The 26,347-nt window shown below is 63.5% G+C and carries 21 protein-coding genes; 12 read left to right on the forward strand and 9 right to left on the reverse strand.

Going from position 1 to position 26,347, the window contains the following annotated elements:
- Positions 1-61: 61 nt before the first annotated feature.
- Together QN358_RS07170 and QN358_RS07175 are read right to left on the reverse strand one after the other, a co-directional pair.
- A complete protein-coding gene (locus tag QN358_RS07170; RefSeq protein ID WP_162849209.1) occupies positions 62-1,426 on the reverse strand; it encodes an extracellular solute-binding protein in 1,365 nt (454 codons plus the stop codon).
- Between the two features lie 212 nt (positions 1,427-1,638).
- The gene (locus QN358_RS07175; RefSeq protein WP_237280512.1) at positions 1,639-2,643 is read right to left on the reverse strand and encodes a LacI family DNA-binding transcriptional regulator; all 1,005 of its coding nucleotides are present in this window, start codon (positions 2,641-2,643) and stop codon (positions 1,639-1,641) included.
- A gap of 162 nt (positions 2,644-2,805) precedes the next feature.
- Between QN358_RS07175 and QN358_RS07180 the strand changes: the two genes are divergently transcribed.
- The 5 genes from QN358_RS07180 to QN358_RS07200 all read left to right on the forward strand — a co-directional run bounded on the left by QN358_RS07180 (position 2,806) and on the right by QN358_RS07200 (position 13,294).
- The gene (locus QN358_RS07180) at positions 2,806-3,585 is read left to right on the forward strand and encodes a hypothetical protein (protein WP_136643431.1); all 780 of its coding nucleotides are present in this window, start codon (positions 2,806-2,808) and stop codon (positions 3,583-3,585) included.
- 149 nt (positions 3,586-3,734) lie between these two features.
- Entirely contained in the window at positions 3,735-3,989 is a 255-nt protein-coding gene (locus QN358_RS07185; protein WP_136643432.1) for a CBU_0592 family membrane protein, read from the forward strand.
- 281 nt (positions 3,990-4,270) lie between these two features.
- Entirely contained in the window at positions 4,271-11,395 is a 7,125-nt protein-coding gene (locus tag QN358_RS07190; RefSeq protein ID WP_323511977.1) for a PA14 domain-containing protein, read from the forward strand.
- A gap of 16 nt (positions 11,396-11,411) precedes the next feature.
- Positions 11,412-12,023, forward strand: a complete 612-nt coding sequence (locus QN358_RS07195) for a hypothetical protein (protein ID WP_323511978.1) — start codon at positions 11,412-11,414, stop codon at positions 12,021-12,023.
- Positions 12,024-12,802: 779 nt separating this feature from the next.
- Entirely contained in the window at positions 12,803-13,294 is a 492-nt protein-coding gene (locus tag QN358_RS07200; protein ID WP_323511979.1) for a hypothetical protein, read from the forward strand.
- A gap of 698 nt (positions 13,295-13,992) precedes the next feature.
- Here QN358_RS07200 and QN358_RS07205 read toward each other — a convergent pair.
- A complete protein-coding gene (locus QN358_RS07205) occupies positions 13,993-14,379 on the reverse strand; it encodes a DUF4190 domain-containing protein (protein WP_136641885.1) in 387 nt (128 codons plus the stop codon).
- A 316-nt stretch (positions 14,380-14,695) separates the two neighbouring features.
- Between QN358_RS07205 and QN358_RS07210 the strand changes: the two genes are divergently transcribed.
- The 4 genes from QN358_RS07210 (at position 14,696) to QN358_RS07225 (ending at position 16,567) form a co-directional block, all read left to right on the forward strand.
- Positions 14,696-15,019, forward strand: a complete 324-nt coding sequence (locus tag QN358_RS07210) for a hypothetical protein (protein ID WP_136641886.1) — start codon at positions 14,696-14,698, stop codon at positions 15,017-15,019.
- Entirely contained in the window at positions 15,016-15,525 is a 510-nt protein-coding gene (locus QN358_RS07215) for a hypothetical protein (protein ID WP_136641887.1), read from the forward strand. Before QN358_RS07210 ends, QN358_RS07215 begins: the two co-directional genes overlap by 4 nt.
- A gap of 23 nt (positions 15,526-15,548) precedes the next feature.
- Entirely contained in the window at positions 15,549-15,989 is a 441-nt protein-coding gene (locus QN358_RS07220) for a hypothetical protein (protein WP_323511980.1), read from the forward strand.
- A 284-nt stretch (positions 15,990-16,273) separates the two neighbouring features.
- Positions 16,274-16,567: a hypothetical protein gene (locus QN358_RS07225; RefSeq protein ID WP_136641889.1), complete on the forward strand. Its 294-nt coding sequence runs from the start codon at positions 16,274-16,276 to the stop codon at positions 16,565-16,567.
- Between the two features lie 273 nt (positions 16,568-16,840).
- Here the strand turns inward: QN358_RS07225 and QN358_RS07230 are convergent, their stop codons facing one another.
- From QN358_RS07230 to QN358_RS07255, 6 genes are all read right to left on the reverse strand, one after another.
- Positions 16,841-17,704: a hypothetical protein gene (locus tag QN358_RS07230; RefSeq protein WP_323511981.1), complete on the reverse strand. Its 864-nt coding sequence runs from the start codon at positions 17,702-17,704 to the stop codon at positions 16,841-16,843.
- On the reverse strand, positions 17,701-18,525 hold the full coding sequence (locus tag QN358_RS07235; protein ID WP_136641891.1) for a heavy metal-binding domain-containing protein: 825 nt from the start codon (positions 18,523-18,525) through the stop codon (positions 17,701-17,703). Before QN358_RS07235 ends, QN358_RS07230 begins: the two co-directional genes overlap by 4 nt.
- Before the next feature lie 58 nt (positions 18,526-18,583).
- Positions 18,584-19,522 carry a heavy metal-binding domain-containing protein gene (locus tag QN358_RS07240; RefSeq protein ID WP_323511982.1) on the reverse strand — a complete coding sequence of 313 codons (939 nt, stop codon included), beginning with the start codon at positions 19,520-19,522 and terminating at the stop codon, positions 18,584-18,586.
- A 62-nt stretch (positions 19,523-19,584) separates the two neighbouring features.
- Positions 19,585-20,922: a ferredoxin reductase family protein gene (locus QN358_RS07245; protein ID WP_323511983.1), complete on the reverse strand. Its 1,338-nt coding sequence runs from the start codon at positions 20,920-20,922 to the stop codon at positions 19,585-19,587.
- Entirely contained in the window at positions 20,919-21,359 is a 441-nt protein-coding gene (locus QN358_RS07250) for a hypothetical protein (protein WP_323511984.1), read from the reverse strand. The genes QN358_RS07245 and QN358_RS07250 overlap by 4 nt, the downstream gene beginning before the upstream one ends.
- A 194-nt stretch (positions 21,360-21,553) precedes the next feature.
- On the reverse strand, positions 21,554-22,063 hold the full coding sequence (locus QN358_RS07255; protein WP_136641895.1) for a GNAT family N-acetyltransferase: 510 nt from the start codon (positions 22,061-22,063) through the stop codon (positions 21,554-21,556).
- A 349-nt stretch (positions 22,064-22,412) separates the two neighbouring features.
- On the opposite strand from QN358_RS07255, the gene QN358_RS07260 reads away from it, so the two are divergent.
- Genes QN358_RS07260 through kdpB form a run of 3 tightly spaced genes read left to right on the forward strand, consistent with a single transcriptional unit; the run spans position 22,413 to position 26,337 of the window.
- Entirely contained in the window at positions 22,413-22,502 is a 90-nt protein-coding gene (locus tag QN358_RS07260; RefSeq protein WP_136641896.1) for a potassium-transporting ATPase subunit F, read from the forward strand.
- Positions 22,502-24,175, forward strand: coding sequence for a potassium-transporting ATPase subunit KdpA (gene kdpA / locus QN358_RS07265; protein WP_136641897.1), 1,674 nt, complete (start codon positions 22,502-22,504; stop codon positions 24,173-24,175). Before QN358_RS07260 ends, kdpA begins: the two co-directional genes overlap by 1 nt.
- Positions 24,176-24,177: 2 nt before the next feature.
- Positions 24,178-26,337, forward strand: a complete 2,160-nt coding sequence (gene kdpB / locus QN358_RS07270) for a potassium-transporting ATPase subunit KdpB (protein ID WP_323511985.1) — start codon at positions 24,178-24,180, stop codon at positions 26,335-26,337.
- Positions 26,338-26,347 lie beyond the last annotated feature (10 nt).

Here is a 26,347-nt window from a genome sequence, read left to right on the forward strand (position 1 = left end):
ACGGAGCGCGTTGGTTGCGCGTACCGCGTGCCGCCGTGAAGCCGAGCGGGTGAGGGTGCTGCTACTGGGTGACCGTGAAGCCCTGGCCCTGCGCGTACGTCACGATGTCTTTCTGCAACTGCGTGGCGGCGTCAGAGCCGGAGATCTGCCCTTGGTTGATCTTCGCGATGGCCGCGGTCAGCTGGGCGTAGTAGTAGACGGTGATGGGGGAGTAGACCGCACCCTTGTACGCCGTCTCGGCGGGAATGTAGACGTCTTTGTTGGCCGTCTGGCCGCTGAAGAACGCCGACTTGTTGTCAATGAACTCCTGCGAGCTGAGTACCGACGTGTTCAGCGGGAAGATGACCTGGTTCTTCCAGCCGTCGGCCAGCGAATCCGCATCGGCGTAGAGGCCTTTGGCAACGGTGGTTGCGAGCTGCTTGTTCGCTGACTGCGACGTGACGGCGAACGACGAACCGCCCCAGTTCACCGAGACGGGGTTGCTCGCATTCCACTGCGGCAGCGGAGCGACGGCCCAGACGCCGGAGGAGGCGCCTGTTCCGACGCCAGCGCCGCTGAGGTAACCGGGTGCCCATGCGGCAGAGACGTAGGTTGCGTAGTCACCGTTCACAACACCCGAGATGTAGTCGGTGGTGAACTGGTCTTTCACGCCGACGACGTTGGTCTTCACGAGCCCGGCCCAATAGTCGAGAACGTCTTTCGAGGCCTGGTCGTCGAGCTTGATGGTGAGCTTCTTGGGGTCGCTCTTGTCGATCTGGAACGGCTGCGCGCCCTTCTGGATCTGCAGCGCCATGATCATCGAAGGAACGTTGCTTGCCAGGTCGCCGAAGACGGGGCCGCCCGCAGCTTTGACCTTTGCAGCGTCTGCCGCGTACTCCACCCAGGTGGTGGGCGGGGTGGTGATGCCGTATTTGGTGAAGACGTCGGTTCGGTAGATGAGAGCCATCGGGCCGCCGTCGACCGGAATGCCGTACACGGCATCGCCCTGGGTCACGTCAGCCCAGGCGCCGGCGCTGAAATTCTTCTTTACATCGTTCGCACCGTACTGGCTGATGTCGGCGAGGCCACCCTGAATCGAGTAGCTGCTGAGGTGGTCGGATTCGAGCATGACCACGTCGGGAAGTCCCTTGCCCGCCGAGATGGCCGTCTGAACCTTGGTGTATTCGGCGTCGCCCTGGCCGACGTTGTTCCAGCAGACCTGAACGTCGGTGTGCAGCTTGTTGAAGTTGTCGACGACGGTAGCCATGTTGGGGTACCACGCCCACACCGCGATGCGCGGAGCGCTTTCGTTGACGATCTTGTTCGTGCAGTTGGTCGTGTCAGCGGCAGAGGTGCTGCTGGCAGTTCCGCCGTCGCTGGCGCACGCCGCGAGCGACGCGACGAGGGCGACGGCCGAAAGACCGGAGAGGAGAACTTTTTTCTTCAATTTGGGTGATGCCTTCCTAAGACTGACTTCGTTGTCTGTACGACCCGCGGGCTCGACGAATCGAGCGGAGCGGTCGTGCACTGATTGCTGGGAGGAAAACGGACGGGCCTCGTGAAACAGCAGTACTTCTGTACTTTACGACGTTGTATATAACGTTGTAGAAGCATCATGATGAGTCAGACGGTCGGCTGTCAAGTGCTGTGCCGAGATTGTTAGCGTGAAGATTCCCGCACAATGAGCTCGAACTGAGAAAGGTGGTCTCTCGGAGCCAGTGGAACTTCAGAGGCAATGCGTTCTGTGAGGTACCGGATGGCCACGGTTGCGATTTCGTCACGCCCGGGGTTGATCGACGAAAGGGTCGGCAGTGAGTACTGAGCCTCATCGATGTCGTCGTACCCCACGACCGCCACATCGTCAGGGACCCGGATTCCGAACTCCTGCATCACCCTCATCGCGCCCAGCGCAATGGCATCGTTGAACGCCACCATGGCGTCGAACTTGATGCCCGACGCGAGTATTCGGCGCATGGCGTCGGCACCGGTGAACCGGTACCAGCCCACGATGTCGACGACGAGTGCAGGGTCGAACGGGAGCTGCGCCTCGTCTAGCGCCTGCATGTAGCCGGTGAGGCGAAGGCCCGCCGAGCCGTCGGTCTGCCCGGCTCTCGCGCCCAACGCGAGAATGCGTGTTCGACCCAGGCTGATGAGGTGCTCGGTCGCTGCCCTCGCGCCCTCGACGTTCTGCATCGTGACGTGATCGGTCGGGCCGTGCAGAATGTGTTCGCCGAGCAGCACAATCGGGGTCGAAACGCTGGTCAGTAGGTGTGCCTCGTCTTCGCGGAGGCCTGCGGCGCTGTAGAGAATACCGTCGGCGAGCTGCGCCCGATCGCTGTGCAGTAGCGCGAGTTCGCGGTCTTTCTCGCCGCCCGACTGCTCGATGATGACACTGAGGCCCTGCGCATCGGCGGCCCGCATGACCGAATCGGCGAGCTCGGCGAAGTATGCGTTCCGAAGGTCGGGAATGATCAACGACAGCAGACCGCTGCGGCCCGAACGCAGATTTCGCGCCGTCAGGTTCGGGCGGTAACCGAGCTCGGCGATCGCGTCGATCACCTTCTGCTTGGTGGCCGGCCGCATGTACGGGTAGTCGTTGATGGCGTTCGAAACGGTCTTGATCGAGACGCCGGCCAGCCGCGCAACATCGTGAATCGTCGGCACAGCGCTCCACTCTCTCAGACCCGGGAAACGCTCAACTCTACAACGTGGGAGATCCCGCGGATAGGCGGGTTCGTACACTGGAAGAATGTCTCCTGCTGAGAAGACCCGTTGCGGCAAGCGGGTCGCTCGTGCGGGCGAGGCGCGACAGCGGGGGTGGGTGTGGTGAGTGACGGGGAGTGGATACGCGGTCGCCTGCGCGGCTGGGGGCGCGTCGGCAGCGTCATTCCGCACGGTCTCGACGCCTATGCGCGGGTGTTTCACCCCGCGCGAATCTTCCGCGTCGGCTTCGGCTTCAACGACGATGCGGCGCCGCGTCGTACGGTCATCGAGCACGCGGTTCCGGGTCGTGACGTCGGTGAATCACTGTGCGCATGGGCCGAGGCTGCCCGGCACCTCGGGCGTGTGATGCACCCGCTCGCCCAGTGGAGCTCAATCTCGGGTGCGGCCATCGGCGCATCCGTCGACCTCGAGAACGGTTGGCGGCTGGACGCACCCCGCGACGGTCGGCCAGAACCCGAGCTCCTCGCTCGCCTCGTACAGGCGGTTCTGGCGACCGACCCGCCCAGCCGCACCGTGTCTGTCGGCGTGTGGAATGGCTGGGGCACCCACCCAGACGACGCGTGGGCTCTGCGGAATGGGGAGCGTCTTCGGCTGCCCGGCCGAGAATACGTGGTCTTTGCCGCTCGGCTCGGTGACCTGGCGGATGCGGCCTGGGCCGACGGTGCGGGCATCGGTCGCAAGTGGGGCATGGGGCCCATGCCGCAGCTCGTCTGGCCGTCAGGCCGAGAGTGGTGCATCGCCTCTGAGATCGACTGGAACTCCACCATCGTGGGCGGCAGCCGCGGCCTGATCGAGCGGATTCTCAGCGCACCGGAGGTGGAGGCGCTCGAGGTGGCCATCGATGACGACCTCTCGTCGGAGGGCGACACGCTCAATCGGTGAGCTCTGGCCTCAATCGCGGCGCGGTACCTCTCGCCTGCACAGGAGTTGCCCACACACGGTTGCTATCCTGAATGTCAGATGGCCGTTGCGGTCACCTCTGGACGAGTAGCAACGTACCCAGCCTGACGACGTTGCCACCGGAGGTTGTCATGGGTATTGCCGTTCAAATCGTGGGGTCACTGCTGGTTCTGGCCGGCTTCGCGCTGGCCCAGTGGGGCGTTCTGAATCTGAAGTCGAAGCGCTACCTTGTCTTGAACACAGTGGGTTCGGCCGTGCTGGCGATCGACGCTTTCATCGGGCAGCAGTGGGGTTTTCTGCTGCTTGAAGGGGTCTGGGCCATCGTCTCGGCGATCAGCCTGGTCGCAGTGCTTGCTGGTCGTTCAGAGCGCACCTCGCGGGTCTAATTTCCTGAGAGTTTGCACATACTTGCCGCCTGACGGCCTTGCATATTTAGTGACGATTCATCACTAATGAGGTCGATTCTGCGGCGTGATTCCGCGGATGTGGGCATCCGGCCCCCGCGGCGAGCAGCGGCCGTGGCGCGGATGCCCGCCAGCCGCCGAGCCGAATCGACGCTTGTTCTTTCGTGGCGCACCCCAGTAGGTTGTGGTCGTCCAGGGGGACTTCGTTCTGATTCTGCAGATCTCTGCGTGCTGCCATGCGTGGGGTCGGTTGGGGTGTTCCCATGGTGTTCCCGCGTCGTCTGCTGCTGGCCTGCGTGTCGATGGTGGTCACGGCCGGCGTGGTTGTCGGCATGTCGTCTCCTGCGTTGGCCGACGCCACTCCGGCCCCGTCACCGGCGGTGAGCGCCGCGGCGACTGCTGTGGTCGAGGCGCCTGTGGAGCAGTCGCAGACGCCTGATCCGCAGGTTGCCGCGTCGGCCACCGACGACGCTGTGCCTCCGGCCATCGATGAGGGCGGCACGGCGGCCCTGCCCGCGCCGGCGACGACACCGGATTCACCTGCGACAGCCGCACCCGACCAGTCCGCGGTGAAAGACTTCGACCCCACCGGCAAACAGGTCATCGCAGCAACAGAGTTCAGCGACACGTACGCCGGCCCGAACGGCACCACGATCTCGTCGGTTTCGGCATCGCCGATCAACATGCAGAGCACTGCGGCACCGGATGCGACGGGCGGCTGGGTTCCGATCCAGACCGATCTGCAGACCACCGGCCCGTGGTCGTGGCTCGGCCAGGGCGGCGCAAAAGTCGATCAGCACCCGCTGCATCCACAGTTCTCCCAGTACGCAGACGATCAGAACGTGGTGCAGCTCGCGAAAGACGCCAACACGATCGGGTTCACGCTGCAGGGCGCGAACCATTCCGTTCTCGAACGCGACCTCGCCGCGTGGTCGAGCACGAGGAACCATCTTGAGTACAAGAACGTGTTCGACAACACCGACCTCGTGTACGACGTCACAACCGCGGGCGTCAACGAGCTCTTCCGGTTGAACAGCAGGCCCGATTCCTCACCGGTCTGGACCTGGCGGGTCGACGCGCCGGGGCTGACCGCAGTGCAAGACCCTGATGGCGGCATCACGTTCAGTAGTGCATCCGGAGCCACCGCGTTCTCGATTCCCGCGCCCACGATGTGGGATTCGGCCGGCACCGACCAGAGGGCGAATGCCGCCGCTGCCGTGCGGCTGAACCTGTTGAAGCAGGGCGACAGCTACCTCATCTCGGTCGCTCCCGATGCGGCGTGGCTCGCTGACCCCGCACGGGTCTACCCGGTGTCGGTCGACCCCTCGGTCGGTTCGGCCGACAACGACCGGGAGCTGGCATACCGCACCACCGATGGGGTGAGCACGAACCTGACAAACACGAACAACCATGTGTGGATCGGCAATTCGAACGGCAATGGCGTCTGGCGCTCGGTGGTGCACTACAACTACGAGCAGTTCTTCGGCAAACAGATCGTTGGTGCAGAGATCGCTGTCACCGCTGTGTCGCTCGGCTACAGTGTCGACCCGCACTCCGGTGGGGTCAGCGCGGCCACGTGTGACGGGCCCAACTGCGGGGGAGCGGCGCTCGGTACGTTCACCGTCGACAATTCGTCGGGCGGTAACACCGACCCATCCGGTACCGGCATCGCCTACCGACTCTCGGACTGGGTTCGAACGAACACCAGCGGAAACGGCTTCTCGTTCGGCGGCGATGAGACCCCCGGCCAGTACACTCTCAAGGTTTTCGACACCCGCCTGTATGTGGCATACAAAGACTTTCCGGCGCCCGGAACCCTGCCCTCCCCGGCGAACGGTGCCACGAATCAGTCGCTCACCCCGGCCCTCGGGGTCGGCGGCAGCTACGACCCGAATGGAGCAGGGCTTGGCCGGTGGACCAGGCTGAGTGCGAACCCGAACCCCGAAGTGAACCCCCTCATCGACACCGGCTGGGTTCGCGACGGAGCCATTCCCGTTTCGAAGGGGCTGCTGCAACCGGGCACGACCTACTACTGGCGTTCGTGGGTCGAAGACGCGTCGGCGACGTACTACCCGACGTACCCGGTGTGGCCCGCGACCCCGGTGTACAGCTTCACCACCGACAGCCCGCCGCGGCCCGACAAAGCCACGGCTCTGCCGGTCGATCATGCCGTGGTGACGACGACCCAGCCGGTTTTCTCGATCGGCGTGCCGGCCGTGCCAGACGGTCTGGCGTTCCAGTACAGGTTCACGATCACGACCGGCACCGATGCGACCAGCGGGCAGGTCATCGCGTCGCCCTGGCAGTCTGGCACGACGTGGAGCCCGCCAGATGCGACGGCACTGCAAGACGGCGGAACGTATTCGTGGAGCGTGCTGATCAAGAACAGCGTCGGCACGTACGGGCCGGTATTCGTGAACTCGTTCAGTATCAACAAGCGCCTCGGCACGGGTGGGCCGTCGCCGTCGGATGCGGCCGGCCCGGTGTCGGTGAACCTCGCGAACGGCAACGTGAACATGTCGTTCAGCTCGCCGACGGTCAGTACCGTGGGCGGCGCGATGGGAATGGGGTTCACCTACAACTCAGAGGCCCCCTCGAACGCCGGGCTGAACGCGGAGTACTTCAATGGCATGACCGCCAGCCCGACGAACCCCACCGCAGACTTCGCTGGGGCGACGAAAGTGTTGTCGAGGGTCGACCCGCAGATCAACTTCAACTGGGGTGACGGCACCGGCGGTACTCCCGGGTCTCCAGCCCCCGGCCTGGTCGACACAGACCACTTCCTCGCCCGCTGGACTGGGTTCATCCAGAGCCCTGACGTGGCGGCGACCCCGTATCAGTTCGGGTATGCCCGCGACGACGGTGCCCAGGTATTCGTCGGCGGCGCGACGGTCATCGACCAATGGAACGCCGCCGCAGAGGTCAGCTGGGGCAGTGCGACTGCGCTGTCGAGCACTCCTTCGGCGATCACGGTGAACTACTTCGAGAACACGGGCGGTGCCGCGATGGTGCTGCTCGTCAGAAAGCAGGGCGACACGGGGCCTGGCATGGTGGTTCCGACGTCGTGGTTCACGCGCACGGTCGCGACGTTGCCGACAGGGTGGTCGGCCTCGACCGCGATTGCCGGGCCGGCCGGGTTCTATTCGAAGGCCCAGGTGAACGACACGTCGGTGGTTCTCACCGACGCATCCGGTGCCGTGCACACGTACGTCAGCAAGCCCGGCGGCAGCTACACGCCCCCAGCAGGTGAGGCGGGCATTCTCACCGTCGACGGCTCGAAGCAGGTGAGCCTCACCGATGAGGCCGGCACCGTGTACCTGTTCAATTCTGCCGGGGTCGTGTCGCAGGTCTCATCGCCGCAGGAGGCGCTGAAACCTGCCGCTCCGGTAGTGCAGTTTCGGGCGGGCACGGGCACGGGCGCGGGTGCGGGTGCGATCGACACGATCAGCGACCGGTTGTCGGCGGCGACGACCGGATCCACCACGACGTACAGCCGTCAGGTGAAGTTCGTGTACACCGACGAGACGCCCGCCCAGGCAGGGCTCTCTGGCACAGATCTGGTGGGCGGCAAGGTCTGCAAGACTGACCCGCTGAGCTTTACGGGAACCGCGGCGTTGACGGTGGGGCCGCTGCTCTGCCGCATCGTCTACCCCGGGCATGTGCAGGGCGTGCAGGATTACACCGAGATCGAGTACAACGCATACGGTCAACTGGTTCGCATCACGAACCCCGGCAACGCGCAGTCGACGTTCGCGTACGATGCGCAGGGCCGGGTCAGCGTGATCAGGAACGTGCTGCAGAACGACTGGCTCACCGCGCTTCCCGCGGCCACCCCGGCGCGCTCAGCGACAGCAACAAACGCGACGACCATCAGCTACGACACTCGAGGCCGGGCGACGAAGGTCGCACTGCCCGCCCCCGACGGCGTTACCGCGTCAGCTCAGCCCACGAAGCTCTACACCTACGGCGACACTCTCAGCCCCGCAGTCGTCAACACCACGTATGTGGACAGCGTTGACAGCGCTGGCACACCGCTGCCGAACACGCGTGTCGGTCCCGGGCACGCCGAAACCGTCACCTACGACAGCGCCCTTCGCACCCTGACGAGCACGTCGGCGATGGGCCTCACCGCCAGCACCGTGTGGAACGACAAAGACCAGACCCTGTCGGCGGTCAACGCGCAAGGGTTGGAAGCCACCACGCTCTACGACACCCGAAACCGGGCCACTGACAGCTACGGGCCTGCCGCGCCCGGCTGTTTCAACCCTGACAGAACAGCGACGCCCGCGTGCGCGTCAACGACTGCGCACACGCACACCGGGTACGACGAGAATCTGCAGGCCCTGAACAGCACCTACTACGACAACCCGTCGTGGACCGGTGTGCCGAAGGCGTATTCGTTGGGTATCCCCGGCACGGCGACCGCGGGCGACGTGAACATGGACTGGAACACCAGCTCGCCGATGCCCGGGATTCCGGCCGCGTCGTGGTCTGCGCGGATGACGGGCACGATCACGTTCCCCGACGCCGGCACGTACACGCTGCAGACGGACGCCGATGATGGCACCGTACTGTGGGTCGACAACACCCTGCTGTTCAACGACAACATCAGCTCCGGGGTTCACTGGTCGCCCCTTGGAATGGTCACGATCAAGGACCCCGGCACGGTTCTCCCGGTACGGCTCGACTACGCAAACCAGGCGGGCCCGGGCGCGTATCTCGCGCTGACGTGGATCATGCCGGGCAAAGCTTCGTTCGACGTCATCCCACACCGCTACCTCAGCCCCGACTACGGGCTCGCGACCTCCAGCAAAACCGACGACGCAGTGCCCGCCGGAACAACCGGAGTCAGCACAACCGCCGTGACATCGCTCACGACCTCGACGACGTACGGTTCGAGCCCGTGGCTCGGGATGGCCGCGACCAACACCATCGACCCCGGGGCCGGGAAACTGAACCTGACCACCACGACCACGTACGAGACGACTGCTGCGGGGTACCAGCGCCGGATCGGGAAAACCCTTCCCGCAGCGACCGCGACGGGTGCGGCTTTTGCCGGGTCGACGTACAGCTACTACTCGAACACCTCCGGCTACGAGACCTCGTACAAACCGGCCCTCACAACACCCGTCTGCGGAGTGCCGCTCGGCACACCGCAGTACGGGATGCTGCAGACATCCAGCACGCCCTCGCCGACGACCGCGGGCGGCGGCACCATTGCCGCCTCCGTCGTGTATGACAGTTACGGGCGCATCGCCGGGAGTCGGGCATCCGCCGACAGCGACTGGCAGTGCATCACCTACGACAGCCGCAACCGGGCCACCAAAACGGTGTATCCCGCGTACGGTGGTCAGCCCGCGCGAACGGTGACCGTCTCGTTCACAGACACCGGTGCGGCGACCGGCAACCCGCTCAAAGGTTCTGCCACCGACGACTCCATCGCCTCCACCACAACCGGAGGCAAAATCAGCACCACCACCGACCTACTCGGCCGAACCGTGACCTACACCGATGTGTGGAACACCGTGACGACGCCGACCTACAACGCAATCGGCCAGGTCATCTCGACTTCGACCCTGGCGAACGGATCGACAAGCCCGTCGGTGCAGGCGGCGACCTATGACCCTGACGGAAAAGTCACCCAGATCACCGCTAACGGCGCCGTCATCGCGGTTCCCGCTTATGGCGACAAAACCGCAGGAATCAACGCCGGGCAGCTCATCGGCGTCAGCTACCCGGCAGGGGCGGGTGCGGCCGGAAACGGATCGGCGCTGGCACTCACCCGCAACAGCGTCGGCGCGAGCAGCAGCATGGCATGGACCTTCGTCGCCGGGCAGCCCGGTCTCACCGACACGGTCGCCCGGTCGGAGTCGGGCCGGATCCTCACCGACACCACTCTCGACGGCACGGCGGCCGCGCAGACCTCGACCTACGGGTACGACGCCGCGGGCCGGCTGACCACCGCGCAGACGGCCGGGCACAGTCTCGTTTACGGGTTCGCGGCATCCGGTGGCTGCGGGGTGAATGCGGCCGCGGGAATGGACGGCAACCGCACCTCGGTCACCGACACCACCACCGCGCCTTCTCTGACCACGACGACGAACTACTGTTACGACAACGCCGACAAGCTCACCTCCAGCGCCGTCACCAACCCCGTGACCGGCGCCGACAGCAGCAACGCCGGCCTCGCCACCGGCCAGCTCGCCTACGACACCCACGGCAACACCACCACCCTCGCCGACCAAACCCTGAGCTACGACGTAGCGAACCGGCACATGAAAACCAGCCTCACCGGTGGCACCACCATCACGTACCAACGCGATGCCACCGACCGTGTGATCTCGCGCACCACCGTCGTGCCCGGCAGCGGGCCGGGCACTGGCACCACCATCGTGTACTACCTCTACGCCGCCGGTGGTTCACCCGTCATGGTGAAAGACGGCGCCACCGGTACGGTCAGCCGGATGCTCAGCCTCCCCGGCGGGGTGAGCATCACGATCTCCGCGACCGGGGATCAAACCTGGTCGTATCCGAACATCCACGGCGACATCGTCGTCACTTCCACCCAGGCCGGCATCCGGTCGGCGCTGTACCGTTACGACCCCTACGGCCAGCCCATCAGCCCCTCCGGCGTCATCGGCACCACCGCCAGCGACAGCAGCGTTCCAGACAACCTGCCCGGCACCGCCGACAACGCCTGGGTCGGTGCCAGCAGCAAACTCTACGAACACCAAGGCAGCATCGCGACCATCGAAATGGGTGCCCGCCAATACGTCGCAGCTCTCGGCCGTTTCCTCAGCACCGACGCCGTCGAGGCTGGCAACTCCAACTCATACAACTACCCGGGCGATCCCATCAATAAATTTGACCTCACCGGCAACCGGCAAGACTCGGGCTCCGCGAGCGTGAACAAGGCCTACTACAGCGACTTCCACAACGCGCAAACCGGCGGCGGGAGTGGGCTAAATACCATGGGGATGGTCGGCCAAGCCGCCCGAATCAGCGGCCTAAAATATGAAGAAGAGCAGGCAAATCAGCACCTTCATGCCTCACTTAAGACCATTTCCGTTGACGCTGCTTGGGTGTCCGAAGCGTTCAACCTTGGAAGTGCAGCGGTTGGTTTTGTTGCCCTGCAGTCGGTAGAAGTACCGCCTGTCGCCATCGCGTTGGAAGCGTCTTCTATACTTTTGAATAAGTTTGGGACAGTTATCGGTTTGGTCGGCACAGCAGCCGGTTGCATGGATTCCTTTGACCAACTATGCCTAACCAGTATCGGAGTAAACGGGTTTGGATTTCTAATCAGCGGGACACCAGCTGGCCCAATCTTTTCATCCCTCGTGGGTGGCGCGTTTCTTATTCCACAAGGTTGGCCCCGATGGGAATGGTAAATCAGAGGTTTCGTCGATGATCATCTACTGGTTCACCCGCGCGGGAATTACAATCGGATGGGTGCTACTCATCGGATTCTCCCTTGTTGTTCCAGCCGCGATTTTCGGGATGTACCCCTATGTAGGAAGTGGACTTCCTACGACACAGACGGGGTTAGCGACATCGGGAATACTGATCTTGGTGGCCTATCTTGCTGGGACGGCGTACCGAATACATGTTCGGGCGACTGGACTCCGCTCGACCGTTCAGAAGGTTCACTCTGCGCCCGGATTCGTCACCAGATGCAGCTCAGCGGCATATCGGTTGTTTGCGTCGAGACTATCGTCAAAGCTCATGCGCCTTCGAGCCCTGGGCAATTTGAACGTGGTGGCTACGGAAATTGGAATTGAATTTTGGTGGCCGCTTCGTCTCTCGTTCGAGCAGCGCGTGATTGTTCTCAAATGGACTGAAATCAAATCTGTTACCCACCGTTCAAGTTTTGGTCGTCAGCTCATCCAGTTCGATCTCACTGATTCCGAAAAAAAGATCGAATTTGGAATATTGAGCGGAACTCTGAGGCCTGTCTCGATTCAAGTCGCACTAAACATCGTCGATCATTTCAACTCCATGAGGCACCAGAACGGCTAGTATCCGGACCTCTCTTAAACGCATATTTATGCCAAATTAAGGTAGTATCAGTTCGGCCAAGCGGCCTTAGATGCACTGCCCAGGTCTCATCTCAATACTCCGTCAGAATTTGGAGTATGGACATTTTGGGACGACGTGCCCGTAAGGCTCATCGTTGAGATCGGGGCCGAGGCGCCGAGACCAGCTCCAGAGCACTTCTACTCCCTGGTCAGGCCTGCAGGCCGCCCACCCCGCCGCGATCGTCCAACTAGAGCCACAACGACGAACGGGAGAAAACCAAAAACAATGCAGCAGGCCCCGAACACCCGAGTGACCTGCTCAGTAGATGGTCCAACTACCCACGACATGGCAATGATAAAAACTCCGGCCAAGACTACTGCGTAGCACCACGCTTTTGTTCTTGATCGACGAGCCGACGCCCCCGCCGCGTGGGCGAGCTGAGCGCCTGCGCGGCGCGGCTCTGCTAACGACGAGAGTAACTCCCAAGCTATATTTTGAATTGCTGAGTCATTTGCTGCACCCACAGCCTGCCGTGCAGACCATCTGCTCCAACCCGGTACGCCCACTCGAACGCCCGCCAGATTTGCCGCTTCTTGAGTCAAGCTCTTAAATTTCAGATCGGCCACTCGATCAGGAAAAAGCATCGGTCCGTATATACCCAGAGGATCTACAATCGATACGTAGTCAGCGCTGACTACGCCGTCGTAGAGACGCGCGCCCTCCACACTAAGTGGATGAGCGGAAACATCTTTCAAAATTAGCGCTTGCGAGAATGGCCGATGAGAAATTCTGAGTTACATCCAATCCTCCGCTCGTTATATCAGATTGAACGGAGCCAGTCGGTACCAAAAGTCATCGTCGACGCGATTTTCGCTCGTGAGACCGGTGTTGTGCTACACGGTGTCAGTGGGTGGGAAATACAGCTGTCTTACGATGCCGACTTGCCCACCGTTTTTTCTCAAATGTCTGAGGTGGAGGCCCACTTGCAACCGCCCTCGGAAGACGAAGCATTTGGGATGCTGCCAAGTGATTCGATCGCGAATAACTGGATCGAATCGCATTATGACTTGGGTACCCACGAGTCCGGTCTCGCTCGGCACTCCGAAGGGTTGCATTACCTCGCTATTTCACTCGACGGCTCCAAAACTCACATAACCGTTGGCAATGGAGTGGATTCATTTACGTTCGATCAGGAACTTGGACCCGGCTTTGAATCCGTAGGTGTCCCTTACGACATAGCAGATGCTTATTTATTCGCACACCGAGATTGACGTGCCCCATGGTTTGGTGACCTGAAATGGTGTGAGGATCGGGCCTTCTCTGAGAGGCTTCGTCCACGCCACGACCATTCCCTGTTGAGTTCAGAATTCGGTGGAACTCTTGCCTCAATTTGTTTCATCGTCGGCTTGGTGGTGGGCTCTATAGCGGGTGTTCTTGGCGCTCTGAGTGTGTTGTTCAACAGAGCCGAAAAGAGAAAGCCACGGTTGTGACTGATTCGTGCCGCAACCCTCGCCTTAGCGCGCCAGTTGGTCGGCGCCGAATCCGGTCAGAACCACACCGCGAATCTGTTGAGAGGCAATAATGCCAGCCTCGCATTGGGCTATATTCGCAGTCGGAGTTTTACTGATCATCGCTGGGCTAGTGAAGCTCTGCCTGCCTGTCTGGATTAGATCCAAGCCCTCATCACGTCGGATCGCGAAAACACGGCGCCGAAACGAGAAATTTGCCCTTCTGAGAGTGTTCCCCCTGTGGCTTAACTTGATAACCATAGGCATAGTATTTTGCGCATGCACGATTTACGGAGTGCACTAATTGCGTTGGTAGTACTTGATCCTGTCGCTGCCCCTGCATCTGCTTGATCGCGGCAACGAACTCATGCCGACACATGGTCTGGGTTTCCTGTCGCATCAGGTCAACAGATCGTCGCGCTCCTCGGCCGACTCCAACAACACGGTGCCCTACGGGATGCTCAGTGGTAGCTGACGAAGAACGAGCTAGGAGTGCAGGTATAGGTCGCGTTCCCGACCTGATGAACACCGTTGCCGAGCCGGCCACAGGTTTCACCGGCGTTGACAAGGGTAGGTACAGCGATCGCGGCAATCAGAAGAGTGATCGTCACCCCGATGCCAGCAATGATGATTCCGGCCAGAGCGAACCCGTTCCTGAAGCCGTCGCGCCGAGATTTCACCAGGGCGATGATGCTGAGCACCAGTCCGGCGAGGTTCAGCAGAACGAAGAACGATAACGCGAACCCCACGATCCCAATGGTTCGCCCCCTGTTCGGGACACTCAGAGGCACCGCTGACGGCACCTCAGCAGCGGCAGGCAGGAGTGTGTGGTCGCTGGTATCAGTCATGGGTGAAATGTAGCGCAGAACAGCTCCAGCCAGTCAGCTCGGCCGCATTCGAGCCGCGACCACGAGGGGTATGAGGACGAGTGCTTGGCGAATTTCGCTAAGCCGACCCTCAGCGGAACAACTCGTTGATTCACCGAGAATGGCCCCAATCGTTGAAGAGCGGCTCGCAGTCCGAACCGTCGCTGACACGTAGCTCGCTGCTCATTCGTAGCTACCTAGTCCACCTCAAGGGCTGAGCCCAATGCCACGGAAGAATAAGAAAGATTAGTATTGCTCACTATCAACGAGGAAAGTTCGGACGAACAAGGATTGGCGAATGCACCAGCGATTTCTGTCAACTTGGGCGCCCCGTCAGCAACTTGGGACGGAACCTGACGATGTTCGTCTCGTCGTAGAGAAACACTTCAGGTCGCGCCGACGACTACGCGTCATTTCTCTAGTGTGCTTCGTTCTTGTGTGCGGCTCGTTCGTCGGCGGCGTGGTTCTCGTCGCGCTTTCATTTTCGGTATTTCATCTTTTCTACATAGCTCCCTTCTTCATTCTGGCCGGTACGTCGTTCTGGTCCATCTCGAACCTCGAGAATCCGATTTATTTGACCAATGGAGAGTTGAGCGAGCGAAAAGAACAGGAGGCGGAATGAGCAGCTTTGCGGTTCGCTGCTGTGGCTATGCGGTCGGAGCTTCACTTTTTCTAGGCTATGTTCTTGCGATCGTCTCACTCGTCGCGGGGGGTGAGACGTGGACCGATCTTGGCCTCTACATCTACTTCTCGCTTATCTACTGCGTCATCGCGACGCCTTTCGCTTTGTTCAACGGGGTTGTTGCGGGTCTGGCGGCACGAGTGTTTCTTGCGGACAACCGATCGCCGTCCAGCTCCTTTTTCGTTCAAAGCCTGAGCCTGCTGATCGGGACCATCCCGTGTGTTGTGCTGGCGTGGTCGGCTCTAAAGCCTGACACCGACGTATGGATCCTGCTAGCTGCCGCCGGAATCGTGTTCTCTTTCGGGGGAGGCGCTCTCGCCTGTAGATCAGTCAGGTGGCGCGCGGTGGCGCCGATCGCGACCTCACTGTCGCGGGTAGTCGATCTTGAACGTGCAGGATCATTGCCTTCGACGCTGAATAGCTTGAAGAAGATGGGGCATCGTTGAGACCGGCGACTGCTGAAGTCACGATGGTTGGAGAGCTGCATAATCAGGAACGGAAGCCGTGTGTGGTCAAGATGAGATATGAACTCGCGACACGGCAAATCAAGGTGGCCCTAGCGCTTTCGGCGCCGATAGGCGTGCTGAGCGGCTTCATCGGCGCGCTTTCAGTGGATGTGATAGCCAGGGGTGGAATAGCGCCCGTCTCCTGGACTGCGGCGATTCTCGGCGGTCTGGTTGGTTTGTTTCTCGGGCCGTTTTCTGCGGCAGGAGGGGTGGCCGGATATGCGGTTGCATCACGCTGCGGAGCCAATTCATTCTGGGCACGCGGGCCGTTCGTTGTCTTGTTCAGTTGCGCCGCAGCTACGGTTCCATTTTTTGCTTTGGGTCTGACTTCGATGGTCGCCGGTGTCGCTTTCGTCTCGACCGTCGCGAGCGGCCTGACCTATTTCGTGGCTGCCAAGAGATGAACTGTGCCGTGACGTATTGCGCTGCTACGCGGGAATCGATCAGTGCCGGAACGAGACGGAAGAGACTTAGTGGCATCCTTGGGCTTTCTCGAGTTGATAGTGATAATCCCGCTGTGTATTTGTATTTCTTGTTGGCGACGTCCAACATCGTCATCGCAGTGGCTGCAGGATGCTGGATCGTCTTCACAATCGTCAACAACTTCGTGATTCATTCCTGAGCGAGCGACTCGGTCAATAGAAGGCACCGAATTCCGACAAATCGAAGACGCAATGGGAGGTGGACTGTGAAAGAAATGAACCTTGGCATATTCGGGATGCTCTGCTTGCTGTGCATCCGCGGATTGGCGTTGTGGGTGATCATCCCTACGACGTTCGTAGTCTGGCTTCTTGCCTGTTACTGGTTTGTTCGTCGCGGAGCGAGCATGGGTAGATTTTTCGGCTGGGTCGATTTCAATTTCATGGTCTTTATCACCCTGACAATCCTCAGGCCCTTCTCCGAAGGGGCGCTTCCTGTGCGGGTTCCTTTTCACCGCATCCGCAGCGTCACGCATCGAATGAGCCTCATGGATCCCTCATGACCTCGGCACCGCGTGAAGTTTGGTTTGAATGTGGACGCCAATGGAAGGTTGCTGGTGGTTGCTACCAGAATCCAAACGGCGGCTCGTTTTCCTCGATGGCTCGCAGAAAGAGGAATAGATGAACTGGCCGCCTCTCATAACCGGGCTGGTCATGGCCGCAGCCGACGGCGCCCACCGAGTCGATCTGACCGACCTCGTCTGGCCGATCCAGAGCCGTCAACACAAGGCCGATGGCGGACCAATGCCGCCGCCACGGCTGTCCTCGAAGGCCCGTTACCGCAAATCCAGGCTCGACACCGCGAACCGGTCAGCCAGAAACCGCCCGTTCACGAGCAGCGCATTCGCGTCGTCGGCCACGGCCGCATCGCGAAGCTTCGAGACGGCCCCCAGAAGCACGGTGAGCTGCGCGGTCAGCGCGCCAGGGGGAGTCGAGCCGTCGCTGAATACGTGCCCGAGCGCCCACTCGACGGGCAGCGCGAGGTAGGCCCGCAGCGTGTCGGGGAGGTAGACGGTCGCCGCTCGACGCACGATCAGGTCGGTTTCTGAGTTCAACCGAACCCGCGGGGCCGTATCGAGCAGCAGCTCGATGATCTGAGCAACCAGCGCCTCTGCATCGGCCGGTATGCGCCCAGAGACCCGGCTGGGCAGGCTCCGCAGATCGGCTTCGAGGCTGGCCTCGCCGACAGAGACGCCGGCCTCAGCCGAGTGGATGCCGAGGGTCTGCAGAGCCCGCGTCGATGCTGCGGCGTCACCGGCCGCGTCTCCCGCGGCGGCAGCAACGTGCCCAGCAAACGCACTCAGCCACTCGCCGAGCGTCTGGGTGCGGCGGGCGATGACAACCCCGCCAGAGACCCGGCGGGTTTCGGCTGACCATTGGCCGCGGGCGGCTGGGCGCAGCGACAGGGTCTCGCCGCCGGCAGACAGGCTCAGCTCGGTGATGTCGCCTGGCCGGCCGGCGAGCCGGTCGCCGAGGGTGCGCGTGCGTTCGACCAGCAGTACCGTTGCCGCGACGGGCTCGGAGAGGGCCCGGGTGGCGCCGTCGACGAGGGAGGCCAGGAACGCCTGCGGGTCGGCCAGGGCGGTGGCGGCCGACGGTGCCGCGCCCGTGAGCGCAACGCTGTCAGACGGTTTGCTCACCAGCGCCCGCCGTCGGTCAGCGGCAGCACGAGGCTCGGCGTCGCGATCACATGGTCGGGCCGCAGGGAGCGCACAGCGCTGCCGATGGCGAAGAACTCGGTGGTGTGGCCGCCCCAGCGGTGCGGCAGTGACAGAAGTTGCACGCCCACAATGCCCTCGGCATCCAGAGCCTCAGCTTCGGTCTGCATGCGACCCATCGCGAGCTCACGAGCGTTGTAGAGCGCCTCGGTGAACTGGGTGATCTCAACGTTGGCGCCGATGTTGTTGAGCGAGGTCATCATGCCCTGGTGGGCGATGTGGTAGACGCAGGTTCCCATCACCAGGCCGAGTGGCGCATAGCCCGACTGAATGAGAGTCCAGAAGTCTTGGCCCGACAGGTCTGAGGTGAACGGAAGCCCCTTGTTGTTACGCCAGGTGCCCTTCTCCGGAGGCTTCTCGGCCGTGACGGCCGTGCCCACGGCGATGAATTCGGCGAGGTCGTTGCCGTACTCTTTGAACTCGATCTCGAGCCGCACCCCGACCACTCCGTCGGCGCCGAGGGCGTCTGCTTCGGCTTCCATACGGGTCATCGCGAGCTCACGAGCGTGGTACATCGCGCCGCTCAGCTTGTCGAGTTCCATGTTCTTGCCCCAGCGCCGGGCCTGGATGCCGACGTGGTAGACACTCGAACCCAGCACGAGGCCCACCGGGCGAAAGCCGGCCTGCTTCACCAGTAGAAACTCGTTCACCGAGAGATCGGAGGTGAACAGGTTCTTCTTGCCATCTGCCAGGCGGGCACGCGCGTCTGCGGGGAGCGAGATACCGGAGAAGGGGTCAGTCATCGGTTGCACTTTCGTTCGAGAGGTGAGAGAGGGATGCGATGGGCCGGCTGCCGTGCGTTCACGCGCCGCCCCGCCTGGCCGGTGGTGGCGGTGCGTCGCGGAGCGGCAGAATCGTGAGGGCCGACGACCCGGATGCTCGTCGCCGCGCACCCGGCATCGCCAGCAGGGTGGTGCCCACCACCACAGATTCGGCGTGCAGGTCGCGGCCGTCTTGACCGCCGCAGGGCGTTTCGAACTCCGACAGGCTCATGCTGGTCACGGCCAGTTCGGCGCTTCCCATGTGGGTGGCGCGGGCGGCGAGGCGCTCACGGGATTCGTGCCGTGCGGCCTGAATCAGCTCGGTCATGCCCGTCACTTCGCCGTTCACCCAGCTCGAGCGTTGCTGCCGCAGCTGCCAGTCTTCGTGTTTGGTCGAGATCGACACGCCGAGCACGATCTCACGGGGAATGTAGCCCGACAGAATCGCCGCAGCGCAATCTTCGCCGCTCAGGTTGGTGCTCCACGCGTCGGCCGCTGTGCGCGGAATCGGCGAGAGCGACGGGTCGATCGACCGAACCGCTGTGCCGAGCGCGCTGAACTCCCACGACGAGCCCTCGAGTTGACGGCGAACGATGCGAACCCCCAGCACGCCGTGTGCGCCGAGCGCCACCGCTTCGGTCATCATGCGCTTCAGCGAGCCGTACCAGCCGCGCTCGAAGGCGTTCACGTACGGCGCGAAGCTCCCGTATTTGCCGCCGGCGCCAGAGGTGGTGACGGGGGTGACCATTCCCATGCTCGCCATGCCGAACCCGCCGGTGTTCCACCACGAGCAGCCGCCGCCCGTCCAGCCGAGGTTCATGACCACGCAGCCGAACACTTCGCCCACAGGGATGAGGCCGGCGCTGTGGACGCTGGCCGCAGCGGGCGCGGAGAGCAACGACCCGGCGGTACTGCCAGCTTTTTGACGCGCGATTCGCTCGTGCGCTGCCGGCGGGAGCCCATCGATCCATTCGTCCACGTCTTCATCCAACCACTCAGTGCACTCGTTCGCCCCTTCTCGAACTGGGAGTTTTCACACCCTCAGAACGAGAAGACCTCCTCGTGCAGGTGCCGCCGGGGCAGACCAGTGGCTAGCAGTGCGGTGCGAGCCGCGTCAGAGAGCGCGGGCGACGCGCACAAGTACACCTCTCGTGTGCGCACGTTCGGTACAAGCTGCGTGAGGCGTTCGGCGCTGAACCTGTTTGCGGGGTCAGACGAGCGACCGATCATCCAGACGATCTCGACGCCTCGGTGAGCGGCAATCTCTTCGAGTTCGTCTCTGAAGACGATGTCGTCAACCGTCGACGCCCGGTAGAGCAGGGTGATGGCGCCGCTGTCGGCGTCGAGCGTCTCGAAGAGAGCGCGCATGGGGGTGATGCCCACGCCGCCGGCCACGAGCAGCACGTCGGGCCGGGTTCGCCGCCGCGAGGTCATGGCGCCGTACGGGCCCTCGGCGAGCACCAGTGTGCCCGGCGTGATCGAGTGCAGCAGGCGACTGCCCGAGCCGAGGTCTTTGACCGTGATGCGAAGTCGGTTGTTCTGGGCGGGCGCCGACAGCGAGAATGGATGCGCCGACAGCCACGTGCGTCGCGTCAAGAATCTCCAGCGAAAGAACTGGCCAGGCACAGCGTGCAGGTCATCGACGTAGTGGCCCCGAAACACGATGCTCACCACCCCCGGAGCCTCAGAAAGCACCGTCTCGACCCGCAGCCGATGCCGCCAGGTCTGCTCGAGCGGTCGCAGCACCCGATAGCGGAGAACCAAGGCGAACGCGTACACGTAGAGCAGGCTCCAGAACACCTCGGCGGGCAGGAATCCGGCAAGGTTCGGCCCCGCCAGCTCGTGCCCGAACGACAGCGCGATGGCCACGTAGGTGAGCAGATGGATGCTGTGCCACCGCTCGTACGAGAGCCGCCGGCGCGCGGCGCGAATCGAGAGCGCGCCAACGGCGACGAACAGAACGGTTGCAGCGAGGGCCGGCCAGAGCCAGGGCAGGCTCATCAGGTTGAGGGCGCCGCCGATGATGGTGTCGTGTCGCAGGGCGATCCAGGTTGCCGTGGCCGCCACGACGTGAACGATCATGGTGGCGACGAAGACCCGGCCGAGGCGGCCGTGCCACCGGGCGAGGCGGTCAGCGCCGATCTCCCGCTCAAGCAGGGGCGCGCGCGACATGAGCACGAGCATGACGGCGACGAAGTACCCGGCGAGCAGGCCGAACACGTGGGCGGCGAGCGCGAGGGTGAGCATCAGCGGGGTGGGTGCGCTCAGAACCGCGAGGGAGAGGGAGAGAACACCGCCGCCAACGAGCGCCGTCAAAACGAGGTGGTCGGCGCGGATGCGCGTACGGGTTCGTGGCCGGGGGCCGAGTGGGCGGGTCACGAGGTGGCTGGGGGTAGAGCGGGGCCGCGACCGGGTGCGTTCGAGCGGTGATCGGTGAGGTCGTCGGGTTCGTGGCCGGAGCCGCGTCGGCCTGCGGCGTCAGCGGTAGCGGTAGCTGCAGCGGCGGCAGCAGCAGTGGCCTCCGCATCCGCAGCGGCGGCGGCAGTGGCCTCCGCGTCCGCAGCGTCGACCGCGTCCGCCGCAGCAGACCCAGCAGCCGGCACGGCCGAGCTGCCCACAGCCACAGTGAGCGGCGTCGTACCGGGCGCCTCGACCGCCAGCTGCAGCCCGAGCACCGTGGCCGACACGAAGATGCCCGCCGTCGTCACTTTCGTCAGGCTCGACCACCGCTTGCTGCTGAGCCGCGGGCGTGCCGGCGCGGGCGGGTCGACATCGTCTTCTGGTGCGCGACCGTGGCGGGGCGGGGAGAGGGGCATGACTCCATGGTGCGTGCAACTGCGCTCGACGGGGGCGATTCATCGGCGACTCTTACCGCACTGTCGCCGATTGCGGAGCCCACGCATCCGGTCGCCGCGAACGCGCAACCCCGGTGCCGAATCGACGTTCTCTGCGAGGCTGAACACCGAGGCGGCGCTCGCCGCGGAGGTGGAGCGTACTAGATAAGGCCATTTCAGACGGAGTACTTGAAGCCGAGGTGCGAGCCGGTGAAGCCGAGGCGCTCGTAGAAACGGTGGGCGTCGGTGCGGGAGGCGTCTGACGTGAGCTGAACGAGGGCGGCCCCAAGTGCGGGGGCCGCGGTGTCGGTGACCCAGCGCATCATCGCGCCGCCGATGCCGTTCGAGCGATGCAGGCCGCTGACGCGGACCGCTTCGACCAGGAGACGGGTCGACCCGCGGCGGGCCATGCCGGGAATCAGGGTGAGCTGCATGGTGCCCACCACGGCGCCTGAAGCGTCTTCGACGACGAGCAGGGCGTTCGCGGGGTCGGCGACGATCGCGAGAAGGGCCGCGAGGTAGACGGGCCGGTCGGCGGGAGAAGCGATGTCTCCGCGGGCGGCACTGACCGGGTCATCCGACAGCAGCAGCATGACAGCATCGAGGTCGAGTTCGGTTGCCGAGCGGAGCGTCAGCGAGCCGTTCGACGCTGCAAGCTCGGTGGGCAGTGAGAGTCGGCGGAGCATGGATCCAGTCTGGCGCACACCGCCCGAACCGACATCTGCGCACGAGCCACCCGCCCTCCACAACCGAGGAGTTGTGGTGCGCCCAGCTGCGGCGGGGGAGGCGGGAGCGACGGGGTGTACGAGATGCGTTAACAATGCCTCCGCGGGCGTTAGAGAACCGTTAAGGCCCGAGCGCGCTGTAACACTTCGGTGTCTACTCAGGTGCTGTGCCCTGCGAGATCGTCTGACCTGACGAGTCGCACGGCCTGTGTGAGTGGAATGGAGTTCTTGTGCTTGACGTGATTTATGTTCTCGGCATCGTGGTCTTGTTCGCGGTTGTCGACCTCATCGCCAAGGGGGTCGGCAAGCTGTGATCGTCTTCGACATCATTGCGGCCGCCCTCGCGGTTGCCGCCCTCGGCTTTCTGGTGTTCGCGCTCGTCAAACCCGAGCGGTTCTAGTGGACACCCTGTTCGCCATCCTTCAGGTGGCCACCCTCGTTCTGTTCCTCGTTCTGCTCTATCGGCCGCTCGGTGACTACATCGCCCACATCTACACGGGCACAAAGAACCTGCGCGTCGAGCGCGGCTTCTACCGGATGATCGGAGTCGACCCCACCTCTGAACAGACCTGGCGTACCTACCTGCGCGGGGTTCTGGCGTTCTCGCTCGTGGGCGTGCTGGTTCTGTACGGCATCCAGCGCCTGCAGGCGGTTCTGCCGTATTCACTGGGTATGCCGGCCATTCCAGAGGGCCTGTCGTTCAACACGGCCATCTCGTTCGTGACGAACACGAACTGGCAGTCGTACTCGCCCGACGTGACAATGGGGTACTCCGTTCAGCTGGCCGGCCTCGCGGTACAGAACTTCGTGTCGGCCGCGGTGGGCATCGCCGTGGCGATCGCCCTGGTTCGCGGGTTCGCCTACCGGCGCTCGGGCACGATCGGCAACTTCTGGGTCGACCTCACCCGCGGCACGCTGCGGCTGCTGCTGCCGCTGTCGATCGTCACCGCCGTCATTCTGATCGCCGGCGGCGTGATTCAGAACTTCAACGGCTTCACTGACGTGACCACTCTCACGGGCGGCACGCAGAGCATTCCGGGTGGCCCGGTGGCCTCACAGGAGGCGATCAAGATGCTCGGCACGAACGGTGGCGGGTTCTTCAATGCCAACTCGTCGCATCCGTTCGAGAACCCCACGGCCTGGACCAACCTGCTGCAGATCGTGCTGATGCTCGCCATTCCGTTCAGCCTGCCGCGGGCGTTCGGCCGCATCGTGGGCGACAACCGCCAGGGCTACGCGATTCTGGCCGTGATGTCGACCATCTTCGTGGTGTCGCTGTCGGCACTGTCGATCTTCGAGGCGTCGGGTGCCGGCTCGGCACCGCAGCTGGCGGGCGCGGCCATGGAGGGCAAGGAAGACCGCTTCGGCATCTTCGGTTCGACTCTGTTCGCCACAACGAGCACGCTCACCTCGACCGGTGCTGTGGATTCGATGCACGACTCATTCACCTCGCTCGGCGGCATGATGCCGATGCTCAACATGATGCTCGGCGAAGTGGCTCCGGGCGGCGTGGGTTCTGGTCTGTACGGGATGCTCATCCTCGCGGTCATCGCGGTGTTCATTGCCGGGCTGTTGGTGGGCCGCACCCCCGAGTACCTCGGCAAGAAGCTCGGCCCGCGCGAGATCAAACTCGCGAGCCTGTACATTCTCGTCACCCCCACCCTTGTGCTCGCCGGCACTGCACTCAGCTTCGCGATACCGGCCGTGCGAGACGACGTCACAAGCACCTCGATCTACAACTCGGGGCTGCACGGCCTCTCGGAGGTGCTCTACGCCTTCACCTCGGCCTCGAACAACAACGGTTCAGCCTTTGCCGGCCTCACCGCGAACACGCCGTGGTTCAATGCGGCGCTCGGGGCGGCGATGCTCCTCGGCCGGTTCATTCCCATCGTGCTGGTGCTGGCGCTCGCCGGTTCTCTGGCACAGCAAGACCGCATCCCGAGCACCGCCGGAACCCTGCCGACCCATCGGCCCCAGTTCGTCGGGCTGCTCGTCGCGGTGACCGTGGTCATCGTTGCTCTCACCTATTTTCCCGTCATCACGCTAGGACCGCTAGCGGAAGGGCTTCAGTAATCATGTCGACCATCACCCCCCTCAGACCCCCCGAATCCCACCCCACCGCGCACGAGGCCACCGAGAAGAAGGCCGCGTTCGGCGTCGCCCAGCTCCTCGAGGCCACACCGGGGGCATTCCGCAAGCTCCACCCGCGTGAGATGTGGCACAACCCGGTCATGTTCATCGTCGAGATCGGTGCCGCGCTCACCACGGCGCTCGCCATCGCCGAGCCGTTCATCGGCGGCTCGGGGTCGTCGGGCGGCACCGCAGTGCCGGCCTCGTTCACCTGGGGTATCGCGATCTGGCTCTGGCTCACCGTTCTGTTCGCGAACCTCGCCGAGTCGGTCGCAGAGGGCCGCGGCAAGGCGCAGGCCGACAGCTTGCGGAAGACGCGCACGAGCACAACGGCGAACCGGGTCACCGGGTACGACCCCGCGGTCGACCCGATGGCCGAATCGACGCCCCTCGTCGCACTCTCGTCGGCAGACCTGACGCTCGGCGACGTGGTTGTGGTCACGGCCGGCGAGCTGATCCCCGGCGACGGCGACATCGTGGCGGGCATCGCCTCCGTCGACGAGTCGGCCATCACCGGCGAGTCGGCCCCCGTAGTTCGTGAGTCGGGCGGCGACCGCAGCGCCGTCACCGGCGGAACCCGCGTACTCTCCGACCGCATCGTGGTCGAGATCACCTCGAAGCCCGGCGAGACCTTCGTCGACCGCATGATCGCGCTGGTCGAGGGCGCGTCACGGCAGAAGACACCGAACGAGATCGCCCTGAATATCTTGCTCGCCAGCCTGACGATCGTGTTCGTGATCGTCACCCTCACGCTGAACCCCATCGCGGGCTACGCCGGGTCGCAGGTGAGCCTCACCGTTCTGGTTGCGCTGCTGGTCTGCCTCATCCCCACCACCATCGGGGGACTGCTCTCTGCCATCGGCATCGCCGGCATGGATCGCCTCGTTCAGCGCAACGTTCTCGCCATGTCGGGCCGCGCGGTCGAAGCCGCCGGCGACGTGACCACCCTGTTGCTCGACAAGACCGGAACCATCACCTACGGCAACCGCCAGGCCGCAGAGTTCATCGCGCTCGCCGGGGTGGCACCGGATGCCCTGCGGCACGCTGCCGCTGTGTCATCGCTCGCCGACCCCACGCCCGAGGGTAAATCGATTGTCGACCTCGCCGCCCGGCAGGGTTTCGACCGCCAGATCGCGGTGTCGGGAGACGTCGTACCGTTCACGGCGCAGACCCGCATGTCGGGGCTCGACCTGCCCGACGGATCGCAGATTCGAAAGGGTGCCGGCTCGTCGATCATCGCCTGGGTCGAAAGCTCTGTGGCGCTGTCGAGCACCGTTCGCAGCGAGCTCGATGCGCACGTCGAACGTGTTTCGAACGCCGGCGGTACTCCGCTGGTTGTTGCGAGCGCAGACGCCACGGGAGTGGCTCGTGTGCTCGGCGTCATCTACCTGAAAGATGTGGTCAAGGAGGGCATCACAGAGCGTTTCGCCGAGTTGCGTGCGATGGGCATCCGAACCGTCATGGTCACCGGTGACAACCCGCTCACCGCGGCGGCCATTGCCGCAGAGGCGGGGGTCGACGACTTTCTCGCCGAGGCCACGCCCGAGCAGAAGCTCGCGCTGATCAAGCGGGAGCAAGACGGCGGAAACCTCGTGGCGATGACCGGCGACGGCACCAACGACGCCCCGGCGCTCGCGCAGGCCGATGTGGGGGTGGCGATGAACACGGGCACTTCGGCTGCGAAGGAGGCCGGCAACATGGTCGACCTCGACAGCGACCCCACCAAGCTCATCGACATCGTGCGCATCGGCAAGCAGCTGCTCATCACCCGCGGAGCTCTCACGACGTTCTCGATCGCGAACGATGTGGCAAAGTACTTCGCCATCATCCCGGCCATGTTCGCCGGGGTCTTTCCCGGGCTGCAGGTGCTGAACATCATGCAGCTGCACTCACCGTCGTCGGCGATCCTCTCCGCGGTCATCTTCAACGCGGTCATCATCATCGTGCTGATTCCGTTGGCGCTACGCGGAGTGAAGTACCGCCCGCTCAGTGCGTCGCGCATTCTCAGCCGCAACCTGCTGCTGTACGGCGTCGGCGGTGTGATTGCACCGTTCGTGGGCATCAAGATCGTCGACCTCATCGTCACTCTCATTCCGGGCTTCTGACCGAAGCCCC

Source organism: Subtercola sp. RTI3, from assembly GCF_035018625.1.
Taxonomy (GTDB): Bacteria; Actinomycetota; Actinomycetes; order Actinomycetales; family Microbacteriaceae; genus Subtercola; species Subtercola vilae.